The organism is Dietzia sp. SL131, assembly GCF_026672565.1.
GTDB classification, from domain to species: domain Bacteria; phylum Actinomycetota; class Actinomycetes; order Mycobacteriales; family Mycobacteriaceae; genus Dietzia; species Dietzia kunjamensis.
Window position 1 is genome coordinate 3,443,895 of record NZ_JAPPRI010000003.1, and the last position, 15,026, is coordinate 3,458,920.

At 68.2% G+C, this 15,026-nt stretch carries 14 protein-coding genes and 1 pseudogene; 5 read left to right on the plus strand and 10 right to left on the minus strand.

Going from position 1 to position 15,026, the window contains the following annotated elements; all coding sequences use genetic code 11:
* Positions 1–23: 23 nt before the first annotated feature.
* Complete coding sequence (locus OVA21_RS17145) at positions 24–1,229, minus strand: thiolase family protein (protein ID WP_096906542.1); 1,206 nt, start codon at positions 1,227–1,229, stop codon at positions 24–26.
* The gene (locus OVA21_RS17150) at positions 1,226–2,140 is read right to left on the minus strand and encodes a CoA transferase (RefSeq protein WP_096906543.1); all 915 of its coding nucleotides are present in this window, start codon (positions 2,138–2,140) and stop codon (positions 1,226–1,228) included. Before OVA21_RS17150 ends, OVA21_RS17145 begins: the two co-directional genes overlap by 4 nt.
* Positions 2,141–2,238: 98 nt before the next feature.
* Here OVA21_RS17150 and OVA21_RS17155 point away from each other — a divergent pair, with 98 nt between their 5' ends.
* A complete protein-coding gene (locus OVA21_RS17155) occupies positions 2,239–2,877 on the plus strand; it encodes a TetR/AcrR family transcriptional regulator (protein WP_069388657.1) in 639 nt (212 codons plus the stop codon).
* A gap of 116 nt (positions 2,878–2,993) precedes the next feature.
* The gene (locus OVA21_RS17160) at positions 2,994–4,529 is read left to right on the plus strand and encodes a class I adenylate-forming enzyme family protein (protein WP_069388656.1); all 1,536 of its coding nucleotides are present in this window, start codon (positions 2,994–2,996) and stop codon (positions 4,527–4,529) included.
* Between the two features lie 287 nt (positions 4,530–4,816).
* Here the strand turns inward: OVA21_RS17160 and OVA21_RS17165 are convergent, their stop codons facing one another.
* Complete coding sequence (locus OVA21_RS17165) at positions 4,817–5,536, minus strand: haloacid dehalogenase type II (protein WP_096906545.1); 720 nt, start codon at positions 5,534–5,536, stop codon at positions 4,817–4,819.
* An 83-nt stretch (positions 5,537–5,619) separates the two neighbouring features.
* On the opposite strand from OVA21_RS17165, the gene OVA21_RS17170 reads away from it, so the two are divergent.
* On the plus strand, positions 5,620–6,357 hold the full coding sequence (locus tag OVA21_RS17170) for a mycothiol-dependent nitroreductase Rv2466c family protein (protein ID WP_096906546.1): 738 nt from the start codon (positions 5,620–5,622) through the stop codon (positions 6,355–6,357).
* Positions 6,358–6,406: 49 nt separating this feature from the next.
* Positions 6,407–6,772, plus strand: coding sequence for a DUF1330 domain-containing protein (locus OVA21_RS17175; protein ID WP_007633060.1), 366 nt, complete (start codon positions 6,407–6,409; stop codon positions 6,770–6,772).
* Between the two features lie 75 nt (positions 6,773–6,847).
* Here OVA21_RS17175 and OVA21_RS17180 read toward each other — a convergent pair whose 3' ends face one another.
* The 3 genes from OVA21_RS17180 to OVA21_RS17190 all read right to left on the minus strand — a co-directional run bounded on the left by OVA21_RS17180 (position 6,848) and on the right by OVA21_RS17190 (position 10,131).
* Positions 6,848–8,251 carry an MFS transporter gene (locus OVA21_RS17180; protein WP_268092933.1) on the minus strand — a complete coding sequence of 468 codons (1,404 nt, stop codon included), beginning with the start codon at positions 8,249–8,251 and terminating at the stop codon, positions 6,848–6,850.
* Positions 8,248–8,727 (minus strand): MarR family winged helix-turn-helix transcriptional regulator, encoded by a 480-nt coding sequence (locus OVA21_RS17185; protein WP_326493475.1) that lies wholly within the window; start codon positions 8,725–8,727, stop codon positions 8,248–8,250. The genes OVA21_RS17180 and OVA21_RS17185 overlap by 4 nt, the downstream gene beginning before the upstream one ends.
* A 78-nt stretch (positions 8,728–8,805) precedes the next feature.
* On the minus strand, positions 8,806–10,131 hold the full coding sequence (locus tag OVA21_RS17190) for a lipase family protein (RefSeq protein WP_268092934.1): 1,326 nt from the start codon (positions 10,129–10,131) through the stop codon (positions 8,806–8,808).
* Between the two features lie 137 nt (positions 10,132–10,268).
* On the opposite strand from OVA21_RS17190, the pseudogene OVA21_RS19435 reads away from it, so the two are divergent.
* Positions 10,269–10,684 (plus strand): annotated as a pseudogene (locus OVA21_RS19435) (IS1634 family transposase); the annotation flags it as partial.
* Positions 10,685–11,170: 486 nt separating this feature from the next.
* Here the strand turns inward: OVA21_RS19435 and OVA21_RS17200 are convergent.
* The 4 genes from OVA21_RS17200 to OVA21_RS17215 form a co-directional block, all read right to left on the minus strand.
* The gene (locus OVA21_RS17200; protein WP_268092936.1) at positions 11,171–11,599 is read right to left on the minus strand and encodes a ChaB family protein; all 429 of its coding nucleotides are present in this window, start codon (positions 11,597–11,599) and stop codon (positions 11,171–11,173) included.
* Between the two features lie 18 nt (positions 11,600–11,617).
* A complete protein-coding gene (locus OVA21_RS17205; RefSeq protein ID WP_268092937.1) occupies positions 11,618–12,100 on the minus strand; it encodes a hypothetical protein in 483 nt (160 codons plus the stop codon).
* A complete protein-coding gene (locus OVA21_RS17210; RefSeq protein ID WP_268092938.1) occupies positions 12,097–14,508 on the minus strand; it encodes a molybdopterin oxidoreductase family protein in 2,412 nt (803 codons plus the stop codon). The genes OVA21_RS17205 and OVA21_RS17210 overlap by 4 nt, the downstream gene beginning before the upstream one ends.
* Positions 14,509–14,654: 146 nt before the next feature.
* Positions 14,655–14,972 (minus strand): YrhK family protein, encoded by a 318-nt coding sequence (locus tag OVA21_RS17215; protein ID WP_119193348.1) that lies wholly within the window; start codon positions 14,970–14,972, stop codon positions 14,655–14,657.
* Between the last annotated feature and the right edge of the window lie 54 nt (positions 14,973–15,026).

The window sequence follows — 15,026 nt, forward strand, 5'->3', positions numbered from 1 at the left end:
GTGGCTGGGACGGACGGGACTCGTCAGAGGCGTTCGATGATGGTGGTGTTAGCGGTGCCGTGGGCTTCGCAGATGGTCTGTAGTCCGTATCGGCTGCCGGTGCGTTCGAGCTCGGTCAGCAGGTCGGTCATCATGCGGGCGCCGGTGGATCCGAGGGGGTGGCCCACGGCCACCGAGCCGCCGTTGACGTTGAGTTTGTCGTCGGGGACGCCGAACTCTCTTTGGAACATCAGCGGCACGCCGGCGAACGCTTCGTTGACCTCGAACAGGTCGATGTCGTCCACCGTGAGCCCCGACCGGTGAAGGGCCTTGCGGGTGGACTCGAGGATTGCGGTGAACTGGATGATCGGATCGGCCGCCGCGACCGCGTGGACCACGAAGCGGGCGCGGGGGGTGAGCCCGTTGGCCTCGGCGAACTCGCGGTCGGCGATGAGCAGTGCGGCGGCGCCGTCGCTGAGCTGGGAGGAGTTGGCTGCGGTGGTCTTGCCGTCCTCGGCGAACACTGTCCGCAGGGACGCCATCTTCTCCGGGTCGAGCTCGGCCCGGATCCCCTCATCCGCGGTAACGGGCTCGCTGGAGTCATCGAGCGGGTCGCGGCGCAGCGGAACCAGCTGGGTCTCGAAGCGGCCGTCGCGGGTGGCGGCCAGCGCCCGCTCGTGGCTCCGGCGGCTGAACGCGTCGAGTTCCTCTCGGCTGAGGTCGAAGCGGGTGTTCATCAGCTCACTGGACGGGCCTTGCACCAGCAGTCCGCCGTCGTAGCGGGCCAGTTCCCGGGGGGAGTACTGCGTGCCGAGCGGGGCTCCGGGCTGTAGGGACGACGGCAGTGCCACCTGCGACATCGACTCCACGCCGCATGCGATGGCGAGGTCGTAGGACCCCGCCTCCACACCGTGGGCGGCAAATGCCACAGCTTGTTGCCCCGAGCCGCACTGTCGGTCCACGGTCACTGCCGGCACCGAATCGGGCAGGCCGGAGGAGAGCACTGCATGGCGGGCGATGTTGGAGCTCTGCTGGTCGTGCGTCATCACACATCCGGCGATCACGTCGTCGATCTTCTCCGGCGCCACATCACTGCGGCGAACCAGTTCCTTGAGGGTGGCCCCCAGCAGATCGGCGGGATGCCAGGCGGCCAGCGCCCCGCCGCGCTTGCCGACCGGTGTCCGGACGGCATCGATGATCACGGCCTCGCGGGTGGCGCGGAAGCTACGGGGCTGGGGGGAGTCGGTCATGACTGGGTCCTTCCTCGGGGTGGTCGGGTGGTGGTCGCCGTGAGCGCGTGGGTGGTCTGCGCTGTGGCCGGCCGGGCATGGCGAACGGCGCTGAGCGGGATGTCGTGGCGCGCGGCCAGATCCTCCCAGTGGGCCGTGGGGTGCGCGCTGAAGGCGCGGGCGTAGGCGGCGTATGTGCCGTCACAATCGAGTACCTCTCTGATGTGGACCTCGAAGTGCGGCTCGAGTGCCCCCAGAGCGATATGGCCGTCGACGGTGGCATAGATGTTGTAGGAGGGCAGAGCCCCGCCCAGTGGTGCTCCATCGCCGAACAGTCCGTGTCGGAGGGCGGCCGCGGAGTCGTACGCGGCCGCGTCGAGAGTGATGCGTTGATGTCCACCGGAGTCGTGCTGTCCCCGCGCCAGCAGCAGGGCCAGGGCGGCCGAGATGGCCCGCTCCCCACCGATGGTGTCGGCGACCGGGACCAGCGGCAGGTGTGGCGGTCGGATGGTGCCGTATCTTGCCTGATATGTCAGGTCGTGGCCCGCGACTTCCTCGTCGGCGCCGTCGTAGCCCACGATCTCCACATGACACAACCGCGGGAAGCGGTCGCCGAGGTTGCCGAGGCCGAGACGGCGAAGCGCTGACGGGCGCATGGCGGTCACCAACACGTCCGCCGTATCGAGCAGCCTGGTCAGCTCCTCCGGGCCGCTACCACTCTTGAGGTCGACCCGACGGACCTCCACCCCCTGTGTCAGTTCTGCGTACCAGGAGGGCGCGGCCACGGCCAAGGCGTCACCCGCCGGCGGCTCCACTTTGATCACCGCGGCGCCGAGGTCACTAAGGCCTGCTACGGCTAGCGGACCGGGCAGGTTGGTAGCCAATGAGACGACCTGTATGCCGGCTAGGGGTCGGAGCGATCGAAGACTCATTTCGGTGACTATACAAGCGGTCAGTAAACTTAGTCATCGTATAGCGCTAACGGTTGGCGCGTCCCCGTAGACTCGTTTATCAACGGAAGGGAGGCCGCGTGGACCGCCCCGCCCAGCATTTCGACGACCAAGACCTCACCGCCAAAGCGCGAATCCGCAACGCCGCTCTCGAGCTTTACGCGGCCAACGGCGAGGACCGCACACCGATGCGGGCAGTCGCGGCCGCCGCCGGGGTGACCGTCGGGCTGGTGGTTCATCACTACGGGTCCAAAGACGGCCTCCGCGAGGCTGTGGAGCAGATCGTCGTGGAACGTTTCGCGTCGGCCCTTGCTTCTGCCCCGACCGATGGGGCCGGCGAACAAATCGCTCGCGTCCGGAACGAGTCCGTCGCGGAAATGCTGGTCAGAAACCCAGAGGTGGTCAACTACCTCCGACAGGCGCTACTTGAACCCGGTGGCCGGCGGGGGCAACTGCTGGAGCGACTTACCGAACTCACCCACCGGGAGGTCGTTGCGATGCGCGAGACTGGCGCGGCCTCGCGAGGTCGCGCCGATTCCGTCCAGGTGGTCGACGTGATGATCAACCAGATGGGCCGGCTGTTCCTGCAGCCGCTGGTCGATGCCGTCTGGACTCACCTCGGGACCTTCACTCACACCGAGGGGCACAGCAAGCCCGAACTCGGCGTGAGCGTGTCCGAGGGTGGAGCTGTCGATCGTTTCCCCGGGCCCGCCACCTGAGCCGCGTTTCCGGCTTCACTGAACATTTGTACAAGCACCGCGCTGGCGGTTACAGTTTCGGCTGTGTCCGGGGTCACATGTCCGATCCCGGAGTCTTCAACACCTCAGGAGTCACCATGGCCACTCTCGGAGGCGCCCTCGCGCTCAATGCCCGTCGGCACCCGGACAAAACTGCACTGATCTTCGGCGAGAGCATCTACTCGTATGAGCAGCTTGCGGCCCGGACCGATCAGTACGCGCATGCGTTGGCGTCGCTCGGAGTCGGTAAGGGCGACAGGGTGGCGCTGCTGAGCCCGAACTCCGATGCGTACGTCCTGGGCTTGTACGGAGCGTTCCGACTGGGGGCCATCGCTGTGCCTCTCAACCCTCGCGTGCCGGCCCGCGAACTTCGCTACCTGCTCGAGGACTCCGGTGCGACGGTGCTGCTGTATTCCGAGGAGCTCGCGGTGGTGGTGGCCGGTCTCGACGAGCTCGATCCGCTGCCGTCCGCGCCGCAAAGCCTGGTGCTGGACGAGGCCGCAGCGCAGGGCATCGCGCGGCTCGCAGACACCATGCCGACCACCGCGCCGGAGGCGGAGGTCATCGAGGACGACGACTGCATCATCCTCTACACCTCAGGCACGACCGGGCGCCCCAAGGGAGCGTTGTTCGACCACCACCGCATGCTGTGGGTGGGGAACTCGGTTTCCGCACTCGGCATGAATAGCTTCGACCGGAATCTGCACGTCGCGCCGATGTACCACTGCGCGGAGTTGGTCCTGTTCGTGATGTCAGGGTTCAGCCTGGGCACCACTCACGTGGTGCTGCCAGCGTTCGAGCCCAAGGCGGTCCTGGATGCGCTGGAGAAGCACCGCATCACCGTGTTCCTGGGCGTGCCCACCATGTACCAGATGCTGCTGCAGTACCCCGAACTCGGCACGCGCGATCTGTCCGCATGGCGGCTGGGCTTCTTTGGCGCCGCACCAATGCCGCCGAACGCGGCGACCAGCTTGCTCGCCACCTTGCCGCACGTGCAGTTCTTCCAGCTGTGCGGCCAGACCGAGGGCGGCCCGACCGGAATCTTCCTCACCCCGGACGAAGTACGCGCCCGCCCGGATGCCACCGGACGGATGTCCATCACCAATGCCGAGACGCGGATCGTCGATGACGAGGGCAACGACACCGCGGTCGGCGAGCCCGGGGAGATCATTTACCGAGGCGAGACCATCATGAAGGGCTACTGGAACAAACCCGAGGCCACCATGGATGCGCTCCGCAACGGCTGGCTGCACAGCGGCGACGTGGCGGTCCGGGACGCTGACGGGTTTATCACAATCGTTGATCGGATGAAAGACATGATCATCACGGGCGGGCGCAACGTCTACTCGGTGGAGGTCGAACAGGCCCTCGCCAGCCACCCGGACGTGGCCGATGTGGCGGTCGTCGGGCGGCCGGACGAGATGTTCGGGGAGAGCATCATCGCCGTCGTCACCCCGGTTGAGGGCCGCGACGTCGCCTTGGAGTCACTCCGCGAGTACGGATCCCAGTACATTGCGGGTTATAAGCTTCCGCGCGAGCTCATCACCCGGCCCATTCCGCGTAACCCCTCGGGGAAGATTCTCAAGCACGTGCTGCGCGATGCAATCACGGAAGGCGCAGTCGCCACCAACTAGCAATCGGATAGCTCGTTAGGTTCCTCTGCTGATCCACCTGCCATTTGGCCCGCTCGGGGAGGGGTCGAGTTCGCGGGATACTCGGCATCGTCTACTTGTCATAACGTCTGGTTATCGGTGCCGGCACGAGTGGCGCTTCGGCTTCGGCTTTCAGCAGGTGCGCGGGAACTGTTGGACCCCTCTATGGCATTGCATGGCGATAGGAACTCTCGCCCGCAGTGTGTTCTGAAGCCTCGCGCCGAGGGTTGCCCGAGACCCGCAGCCCAAGGGAATGGTCAACCGCTTTCTCAACTGAGGCGGCGGGCCAACTGCGTGATGTCCGTGACCTCGAGGTCCGGGTTGCTGAAGTGCTTCGGGTACACACCGTTGGTGCGGTTGATCCACGCCGTTGTCATGCCGAACCGGTGGGCGCCGTCGATGTCCCAGGGATGGACGGCCACGAGCATGGCGTCCGAGGGGGCAACAGCACACTGTTCGAGTGCGAACTCGTAGGCAGGGGCGGCTGGTTTCCACGCGCCGGCGGAGTCGACCGACAGCAGCAAGTCGAAGTCGCGTCGTACACCGGCTGACGTGAGGAGCTTCTCGGCGACGTGTGTCGAACCGTTGCTGAGGGTGACCAACCGGATCCCCAGCTCCGTCAACGCCGTGACGCCGTCGGCGACATCGGGATGGGGGTCGAGTCCGACGAACCCGCTCATAATGTGCTCGATCGCCTCGTCGAGAGGTCGGTTGAGCTCCACCTCCGACAGCATGACCTGCAGGAGCCCGGTACCGATGTCAGCGAACGGGCGAGCGGCGCCTGCGGCGGTGAGGGCGAAGCCGTCGCGCAGGAGGTCGGCGAACCACAGGGGATACATCGAGCCGGGTGCCCCGACGTCGGAGAACCGGGCCGCCATCGCCGTGGTGTCGGACAGGGTTTCGTTGACGTCGAACACGATCACCCGCGGGCGGCGAAGCCCAAGCCCGTCGCCCCGGTTCTGTTCGCGATCGGCTGGTGTGTCGGTCACGCGGAGTCCTCCTGGCCACCGGTTGTGCACCATGCTATTCGCCAGCGGGCTGCGCGGCCGGAACACCTGGCTAGGGTGGGCGCATGGACGCCGACATCAACTTCTACTTCGACCCGGTCTGCCCCTTCGCCTGGATGACCAGCAAATGGGTGCGCCAAGTACAAGCGCAGCGCGACTACACCGTCGACTGGCGGTTCATCTCGTTGCGCCTGGTCAACGCCGAGGTCGACTACGACGCGCACTTCCCCCCTGAGTACGAAGCCGGCCACACCGCCGGGCTGCGGCTCCTGAGAGTGGCGGCTCGGGCGCGAGCCGAGCACGGCCGGGAGGCGATGGCGCCGCTGTACGCCGCCTTCGGGGCGCGCATCTTCGACACCGCTCCGGACGCCGGCGACGACCGCAGCGAAGGCGACGAGCGTGAGCGGCGCGGCACGAGCGAGTTCGCCAGGCTGGTCCTCGCCGACGCTGGCCTGCCGCTCGAACTGGCGGACGCCGTCGACGACGAGTCGTGGGACGCCGAGATCCGCCGGGAGACCGACGAGGCGCTCTCGCTGACGGGCAAGGATGTGGGCACGCCCATCATCCACTTCGAACCACCGACCGGTGTCGCCTTCTTCGGACCCGTGATCAGCCGGCTGCCACACGAGGACTCGGCGGCCGAGCTCTGGGACCACGTGGTGGGGCTCGCCCGCTTCCCGGGTTTCGCCGAGCTCAAGCGCAGCCTGCGCGAGAAGCCGCAGCTCGCCGCGTTCGGAGTCGACGCGGACACGGTCGGCACGCAGGAGGACTGGCACGGCGGAAGCCGTCGGCAGAAGAAGTGAGGATGGCCGTTCGCGCCACAGCGGCGGAACTGGCGGAGATACTCGCCTGATGGCTATCGATCCCCGCGGAAGAGACCTCAAGCGCTACCTCGCCGACGACCCCGGCGGCCCGGTGGTGATGCTGAACCTGCTCCGGTTCGCCGATGGCGGGCGTGAGGACTACGCGAAGTACGCCGCGGCGCTGAACGAGACCTTCCTTCCCCGCTATGGCGCCGAGGTGCTCTACGCCGGTGACGGTTCCACAGCCCTGGTCGCCGAGACCGGCCAGGACTGGGATGCCGTTCTGCTGGTCCGGTACCCCAGCCGCGCCGCGTTCAGCGAGATGGTCGCCGACCCCGAATATCAGACCGTCACGGCACTGCGTACCAGCGCGTTGCAGGAAGCGGTGCTTCAGGCCACGACCCCCTGGGCCTGACTCCGACCCCGTAGGCACGTCGAATCCGACGCGCATGCCCGAGTGCGATCGCGCGCAGAATGCGGGACGCCGGGGCTACTGCTGGGCTCGTCGTCGTCGACCTGCGATGGCGTGAAGCACCAACGCGAGCATCACCGTCGCGCAGCAGATCACACCCACGCCGAACGCCATGGTGATGCCCTCGTCGGTCGAGTACGCGGAGTCGGAGGGGTGCGCGGCGAGGACGGCGGCCGACAGGGCCGCGCCGACCGCGCCGCCGACCGTGCGCAGCACCTGGTTGAAGCTCACCGCGCTGCCGAGCTGGTCCACCGCCACGCTGCGGGCGATGAGCGCGGGCATCGCGGCGTAACCCGAGCCGATCCCGGCGCCGAAGAGGAACATGCCGATCGCCAGCGTCCAGAAGTCGCCGTGCCGCAACCACAACAGCACCGACGCCACCGTCATCACGGCCGCGCCGACGGGGAGGAACACCGCCATGTCGTAGCGGCGGGACAGGGCACGGACCGTGCGGTTGGCCACGAGACTGCCCGCCGACAGCGGCGCCATCATGAAGCCCGCCCACATCAGCGGCACCGCCAGGCCGAAGCCGGTGTCGGCGGGTGCCTGCGCCACGAGGCTCGCGATGGACAACCCGATGTACATCGCGGTGCCCAGGCCGATCGCGGTGGCGTTGGCCAGCAGGACTTCCGGCCGGCGGACCGCGCGGAGGTTGACCAGGGGATGCAGGGTGCGGATGCTGTGCACGATCCAGAAGAGCAGCGTGTTCAGCGCGACCACGAGGACGACGAGCGCCGTCGCGGACCCCCAGCCCCAGATCTGCCCCTCGGAGATCCACAGCAGCAGCGCGGCCAGACCGCCGCCCAACAGCAGGGCCCCGCCGATGTCGAACGGCGTGCGGGGCGCGAGCGGATCGGGGCCCGCGGGGATGAATCGCCACACGCCGAACGCCGCGGTGGCCACGAACAGCGCCGCGAAGGCGAACGCGGCCCGCAGGTCGAACGTCGCCGCGAGGATGCCGGTGAGCGGGTAACCCAGCCCCATCCCCACCGACACCGTGACCGAGAGGGTCGAGATGGTGGGCTGCGATTCGGTGAAGGTGAGGTGCCGGCGGGCCAGGGCGATGGTGATGGGCACCGTGCCGTAGAGGAGCCCCTGCATCGCGCGGCCGATGAGGAAGACGGTGAAGTTCGGCGCGACGGTGGCGATGATGGACCCGAGGAAGATCACGCCGAGGCTGGTCAGGAGCAGCCTCCGGGTATGGGGACCATCGGCGAGGCGGCCCATGATCGGGGTCGCGACCGCGCCGACGAGCAGGTTGGCCGTGAGCATCCACTGCGCCGTGCTCACCGGGATGCCGAACTCTGCGGAGACCGACGGGACCAGCAGCATGCCGAGGGAACTGACGATGGAGCTGGTCAACGCGGCGTAGACGAGGGCCTGCACGAACCAGCGGGGCGCCGGGCGCCGGTGCGGGATCATCGGACGTCCTCGGAGTCGAGGCGGCGGAGCAGGGGGACCGCGGCCGCGAGACGGGCGCGCTCGGCCCTGTCGAGGTGGTCGGCGATCGCGTGGGCCAGCCAGTCCTGGCCCGCGGCGCGCTCGGTGCGGAGCTGCTCGCGCCCGCCCGCGGTGATGGTGACGAGGGCGCGGCGGCCGTCGGCTGGGTCCGGGCTGCGCGTGACCAGGCCCAGGTCCCGGAGTTCGCGGACCGCGTTGGCGACGGCCTGATGGCTGATCCGCTCAAGGCCTGCCAGGTCGGTCGCAGTCAGGGACCCGCGCTGCTCCAGGTGGGACAGGATCCCGACCTTGCCCATCGACAACGTCCGGTGGGAGTTGAACCGTCGCCACAGGGGGCGCAGCGCGTGGCGGAGATCGTCCGCCAGGGCGGCGATGTCGGGCGGCGGGGCAGCGGTCGGGTCTGCGGGTTGCCCGGCGGGCTGGTCGGTGGGTGTCACTCCGGCGAGTCTACAACCAGATTGCGCAATCTGCTTGCATAAGGGCGGCGGGTCCGGCGCCGGAGCCGCCGCCCGGCCTCAGTAGGTTCCGCAGTTGCTCGGCGCCGGGACTCCGTTGACGCGGTCGTCGAGGTACCGGAGGTTGCCCTCCAGACCGGTGAGCATGGGCACGGCGTGGCCGATCGCCAGACCGGGTGCGACGGGAGGCATCGGGTCGATGACCATGTCGACGGCGGCGCCCTGCGCGCACCAGTCTCGGCCGAGCTGCTGCGACTGGTGGCCGGGGACGACGTCGTCGTTGACGGGCGAGAGCACACGCACGGGCGTGGTCGGGGCAAGGCGGCCGATGCGCTGACGCTCGAGGAACGCCAGGATCTCGGGCTCGCTGCGCACGATGTCGCCGGCCGACAGGCCCGAGATCGTGAAGTCAGTGGTGCGCTGCTGGAAGAATTGGACCGCGGTCTCGCCGATGCACTGGTCAGAGGTGACGGCGAGCATGGCCCGGCCCCGGTCGTTGAAGTACGGGTTGATCAGGGGGCCCATCTCCGGGTAGGCGTCGATCAGGCTGTTGATCGCGTAGCCGATCGCCCCGGCGATGGCGGTGCCGTCGATCTGCTCGAGCGTGGCGAGCAGGTCGGCCGGCGGGGAGCCCGCGGCGGTACCCACCAAGTTGATCTCGGGCGCGTACTGCGGGTGGAGTTCGGCGGCCCCGGCCACCGCCCCGCCGCCCTGGGAGTAGCCGACGAACACGGTGCGGGCGTCCGGCTCGACGTCGGCGCCCGGCACCGACGACGCGGCGCGAGCGAGGTCGAGCACTGCGCGGGCCTGCGACTCGCGGTTGACGTACGAGTGCAGCCCAGGGGTGCCGAGCCCCTCGTAGTCGGTCATCGCGACGGCGTACCCGCGGGCGAGCAGCGCGTAGGTCTGGAACAGCTCGTAACCGAACCCGACTCCCGGCGGGTCGGTGCGGACGGTGGCCAGGTTCTGGAACGTCTTGGACGGCGCGCAGTGGTCGCCTTGCCCCTGGGTTCCGGGCGCCATCACGGCCAGGGGGCGGGTGCCCGGGCCGGTCCACGGTGCGCGCGGCTGCAGATAGGCGCCGGTCACGGCGATCGCCTGGTCGCGCGATCCGACGGAGGTGTACATGATGCGCTGCGCGTCGGTGGACAGCGGTCCGGCTGCATCGGAGATCGAGTCGGCGCCGGGGATCGGCGGGATCGCGGCGGCGAGGGGGAACGGCTCGGTCTTGATGAGCTCGCCGGAGGCTGCGGGCAGGTCCGCGGGCGGCTGGTAGAAGGCGGGCGCCGGGTCGTTGGACGATCCCTGCGCGCCGGCGGCGGGGGCGACCACGGCCCCTCCGGCGAATGCGGTGGCGATGGCGGTGGCGAATGCGGCTGCGCGCATTCCGGTTCGGCGAAGTTGCACGGTCCCCCCTGGGGCTGGTTGTGTTCTGTCTCACAAAATTGAGCTGAGTCTAACCTGAGTTCCGCAAGTTGACGTCGTTCCCGGCTGATTCGCTAGGTTTGCTGCAATTCATGAGGCTGAGCGTGTGGCGCGGGGGTCACCAATTGAGCGGGACCCGGGTTGGTGGGTCTGACAAGGCAGAGACCAAGACGTTGATCCCGGTCATCACCGCCTTCCGGGGGGCGGCACACGATCGCTGACATGGTAGTCGTGGCCGATGTGGGGATGCTCTCGGCGGCTAACTTGAATGCCCTCGAGGAGGCCGACCGGGCCGAACCACTGAAGAAGCAACGGTTCGTCGAGGTCATCGGACAGAACGTCACCTCGGACGAGGCACCGAGCGAGCGGTCGCGCCAGGCGGCCGGCCACAAGGGGTACGTCAGCAATATCTACCCGGCCGTGATGGACGGTCCACGACCTGTGGAAGGTCGATCAGTCCGTCCGGACGGCCAAGTCCGATCTTGAGGCCAGGCCGGAATCCATCGAGGCGCACCCCCTGACGCAGCGATCGGACGGGAACGAGCGGCGTCAGCACCAGTGGCGCCACGAGCGTGGTCACGACCGTCTCCGGATCCAGGTCGGGGTCGAGGTCGCCGCGGTTCCTCCCGAGGAGGGACTCGGCGAGGATCATCGACACGTACATGAGAAGGGAGAACGAGCCGGCGATCACTGCGAGGCCGTACGCGGCCTCGAGCAGCATCGCGATACCACCGGACGACGGGGTGCTCGCCGAATTCCGGATGTACGAGTAGGCGCTGAAGTCCGCGACCACCGCCCCGGCGAACAACGCCCGTGGCATCAACCCGCCTGCCAGCTCGCCGACCTGGCCGCCCAGCGCGAGGATGCCGGCGCCGATCATGACCCCCGTGCCCAGCGCCACTGAACCGGTGAGTGAGAGTGATTTCCGGTCACTGGTGTGGTTCATCTGTGGTCTCATCCTCGGTGCGAGGGGGCCGGGGCGGGACCCGTCCTGTCGGGCTCACGAGTCGTCTCGGCTCTCCCTCGTCTTCCGGTCGTTGGCCTTGCGCAGCGCCTCCACGAGCTCGTCCTTCGTCATGTCGGAGCGGCCCTCGATGTCGAGCCGCTGCGCCTGCTCGTAGAGGTGGTCCTTGCTGGCGTTGGCGTCCACCCCGCCCTTCGACTCTCCGGAGGGGTTCGGGCCGCCGCTCTCCGAGCGTGAATCCGAGGGCCCCTTGCCGTCCTTGGGCTCCCAGTGGTCACCCACCTTCTCGTGCGTGTGCTTGACGGCGCTCCAGGCGGTTCGCGCGACGCGGGACTCGTCGCTGTACTCGTCCTCCGCCGAGTCGTAGGCCTTGGCGAAGGTGTCCTTGGCTTTCTGGTCGCTTCGCTGCAGCGTCGAGGGCAGCTCGCTGTCCTTGGCGTTCCCGTCGCTGTCTGTCTTCGGCATGGCGATTCCTCTCGTTTGTCAGCTCACCAGGATCTGGGTGGCGGTCTCTTTGAGCTTGGCCTGGGCCCATGTGGCTTGGCGCGTGGTCTGGGGTTGGCATTTCTCGGCGACTTCGAGAAGGTCGCGGTGCCGTAGGCCCTGCGCGGCCTGGGCGATGAGGAGCCAGTCCATGGCGACCGCGGAGGCCTCCATGTAGACGGTCCGTAGGTCCTCGAGCAGGAGCAGCTCTGGGGTGTGGTGTCTGCCGAGTAGTTCGCTGCCCTTCTCCCGCGCCCGTTCGGCCAGTCCGAGTTCGAGTCGGGGGGCGGGGTCGAGGTCCTGGCCGTAGTCGCCACCGATCCGGGCGATCCCGGCGAGGTGGCTGCGGGACCAGCCCACCAGGTCCCGTGCGACGTGGTAGATCTCATGATCGACCTTGTGGCGCTCGGAAACCTGCAGCAGTCTGTGGGCGAGCCCGACCTCGGAGCGGTGAAGTTCGCGGAGAACGGGTCCGAGTTTCATGTCAGCCCTCCCGTGGCCGTCGTCGCCGCTCCGGCTCGTCGGGTGGACTCATCGCGGTCGGCGATCCGGGCGATGCGTGCGGCGGCGGTCTTGAAGATCGGCTGTTTGGAGGCGGGGTCCCAGTCGGTGGGGGTGAGCTCGTTGGCCGCGGTCCCCACGGCGTCGCCCTCCGGTCCGGCGCTGTCGCCGGTGTCCCAGTAGCCGTAATGGAACGGCAGGAAGATCACTCCCGGTCGGATCCCGGTGATCCGGGCGGCCGCCCGCACCCGTCCGCGGGGGGTGGCGATCTCCGTGAGGTCTCCCTCGGTGATGCCGGCGGCCGCGGCGTCGGCGGCGCAGATCTCCACCCACACCTGCGGAGCGGCTGCCTGCAACTCGGGGGCTCTGCCGGTCTTGGTGCGGGTGTGGAAGTGGTAGATGGTCCGGCCCGTGATCAGCTGCAGGGGGAAGTGCTCGTCGGGCGGTTCGTGCGCGGGGAGGTATTCCGCGCCCTTGAGCATCGCCTTGCCCTCCGGATTCATCGCCGTGTATTCGGTGGCGTCCTTGGGGGCGCCGGTGACCAGGTCGCGACCGTAGTTCTCGCAGTAATCCGGGTCCGCCCAGAACTTCCCGTCCGAATAGAGGCGCTCGGTGCCGTCGGGGTTGTCGTCGTTGCACGGCCACTGGATACCGGAGCCGCCGCGCAGTCTGTCGTAGGTCAGCCCGGTGTAGTCGCACGGCCGGCCGGCGGTGCAGTCCTTCCACGCCTCGAACGCCGATTCGGGGTCGTGCCACTTGACCAGCGGCTCGCCGTCCTTGTCCTTGAGCCCCAGGCGGTGGGCGAAGTCGATGAAGATGTCCAGGTCGGCCCTGGCCTGGCCGGGCGGATCGACGGCCTTCTCCGACAGGTGCACGGTCCGGTCGGTGTTGGTGAACGTGCCGGTCTTCTCGCCCCATGTGGCGGCCGGCAGGACGACATCGGCGAGCCTGGCGGTCTCGGTGAGGAAGATGTCCTGCACCACCAGTGTCAGTCGCTCCTGGGACAGGATCGAGCGGATGCGTGTGAGTTCCGGCAGGGAGACGGCCGGGTTGGTGCCGCTGACCCACAACAGCCGGATCGAACCGTCCTCCACATACCGCATAATCTGCATGGCGTGGGTGGGTGCCGAGTAATGTGGGATGTCCATCGGGTCGACGTTCCACACCCGGGCCAGGTCCTGCACGTGCGAGGTGTTGGACCAGTTCCGGAAGGCCGCCAGGTCGCCGTCGGCGCCACACTCACGGGTGTTCTGGGCGGTGGGCTGGCCGTTCAACTGCAGCACGCCGCACCCGGGCCGGCCGAGCATCCCGCGCAGCAGGTGGATGTTGTTGACCTGCACAGCGGCCGCGGTGGCCTGGTTGGACTGGTAGAAGCCCTGCAGCACCGTGGACATCAGCCGCTCGGCGCCCCCGATGAGCCGGGCGGCCCGGCGGATCTGCTCGGCCGGCACGTCACAGATCTCGGCCACCCGCTCCGGCGGGTAGTCGGCGACCTGCTCGGCCAGTGACGAGTATCCGACCGTGTGCTGGTCGATGTAGTCGCGGTCGATGTGGCCGGCGTCGAGCAGTTCGTGGATCAGACCATTCATCAGCGCCAGGTTGGTGCCCGGCCTCGGTGTCAGATGGAGGGTGGCGTGCTCGGCGACCGGGGTGGGGCGCGGGTCCACGCACAGGATCGCGGGCGGGTCGTCCCCGGCCAGACGATCCAGGATCCGCATCCAGGTCACGCTCTGCGTCTCGGCCATGTTGTGTCCGTAGAGGCAGATGACGTCGGCGTGGTCGATGTCGGCGTACGAGCCGGGCTGACCGTCACATCCGAAGGACGCCTTGAGCGCCGCGGCGGCCGTCGCGGTGCACAGCCGGGTGTTGCCGTCGACGTGGTTGGTGCCGATGCCACCGTGGGCGATCACACCGAGGGTGTAGTACTCCTCGGCGAACAGTTGCCCGGTGGTGTAGAAACCGATCGCGCTGGGTCCCTGCTCGTCCAGCAACTCGGTGGTCCGGCCGACGACCCGGTCCATCGCCGTGTCCCAGTCGGTCTCCACCAATACGCCGTTCTCGCGTACCAGCGGGCGGGTCAGCCGGTCCGGTGAGGAGTTCGCCTGCCAACCGTAGAGGTCCTTGACCCCCAGTCGTCCGCGATTGACCCGGTCGTCGGCACGTCCACGCACCCCGCAGATCCGGTCGTCCTTCACGGCGATGTCCAGTCCGTCGCCGTTGGAGTGCAGGATCGACGCCGTCTGTACCCAGCGGTCGACATCCGCCTCGGCCATTCCGTCGGCCAGGTAGGTGTCCACCCGGGCCGGCCACTGCTCGCTGGGGCCGTAGGGGGTGCGTTCGCCCCAGGGGCGTTCCACTCGATCGGGGGCTGGCTGATTCCTGTGTGACATTGACATTCCTCGCGACGAGGTCTGTGGGCTGCTTGCCGACCGTACGCGCGGCCCAGCGACCGGACCACCGGAACGGCGTGAAGAGCGCTAACCGGAGACACCATGGAGTGGCTCCTGGAGCAGTTCGCGGGCGGTGGCGTTTCGGCTCAGTAGTCGTAGTCGCTGCCGTGGTTCCCCGAGGTCGTGCCGATCCGCTTCAGGTGGACCCGACGGGCGAGACGGATGGCCGGTCGTGCGAGGAACTCCAGAGAGCCGAGCAGGAACAACCAGGTGCCGATGGTCTGTGTGGAGTCGAAGAAGAACAGGACGCTGCCCACGAGGAAGAACAGGGCTATCAGAACGTCATTGGCGATCGACAGCGTCTCGTAGCGGTCGTTGATGACCACTTCCTCGCGCCCGACGAGAAGCCGGAGCGATGAGGAACCGGGGGACGGTCCGCTGCTGGTGTGAGTGTTGGTGCTCATGAAAACGCAACCTCTTAAGCCTGGATCCACCGATGAGATGAACTTCTAGCGCGG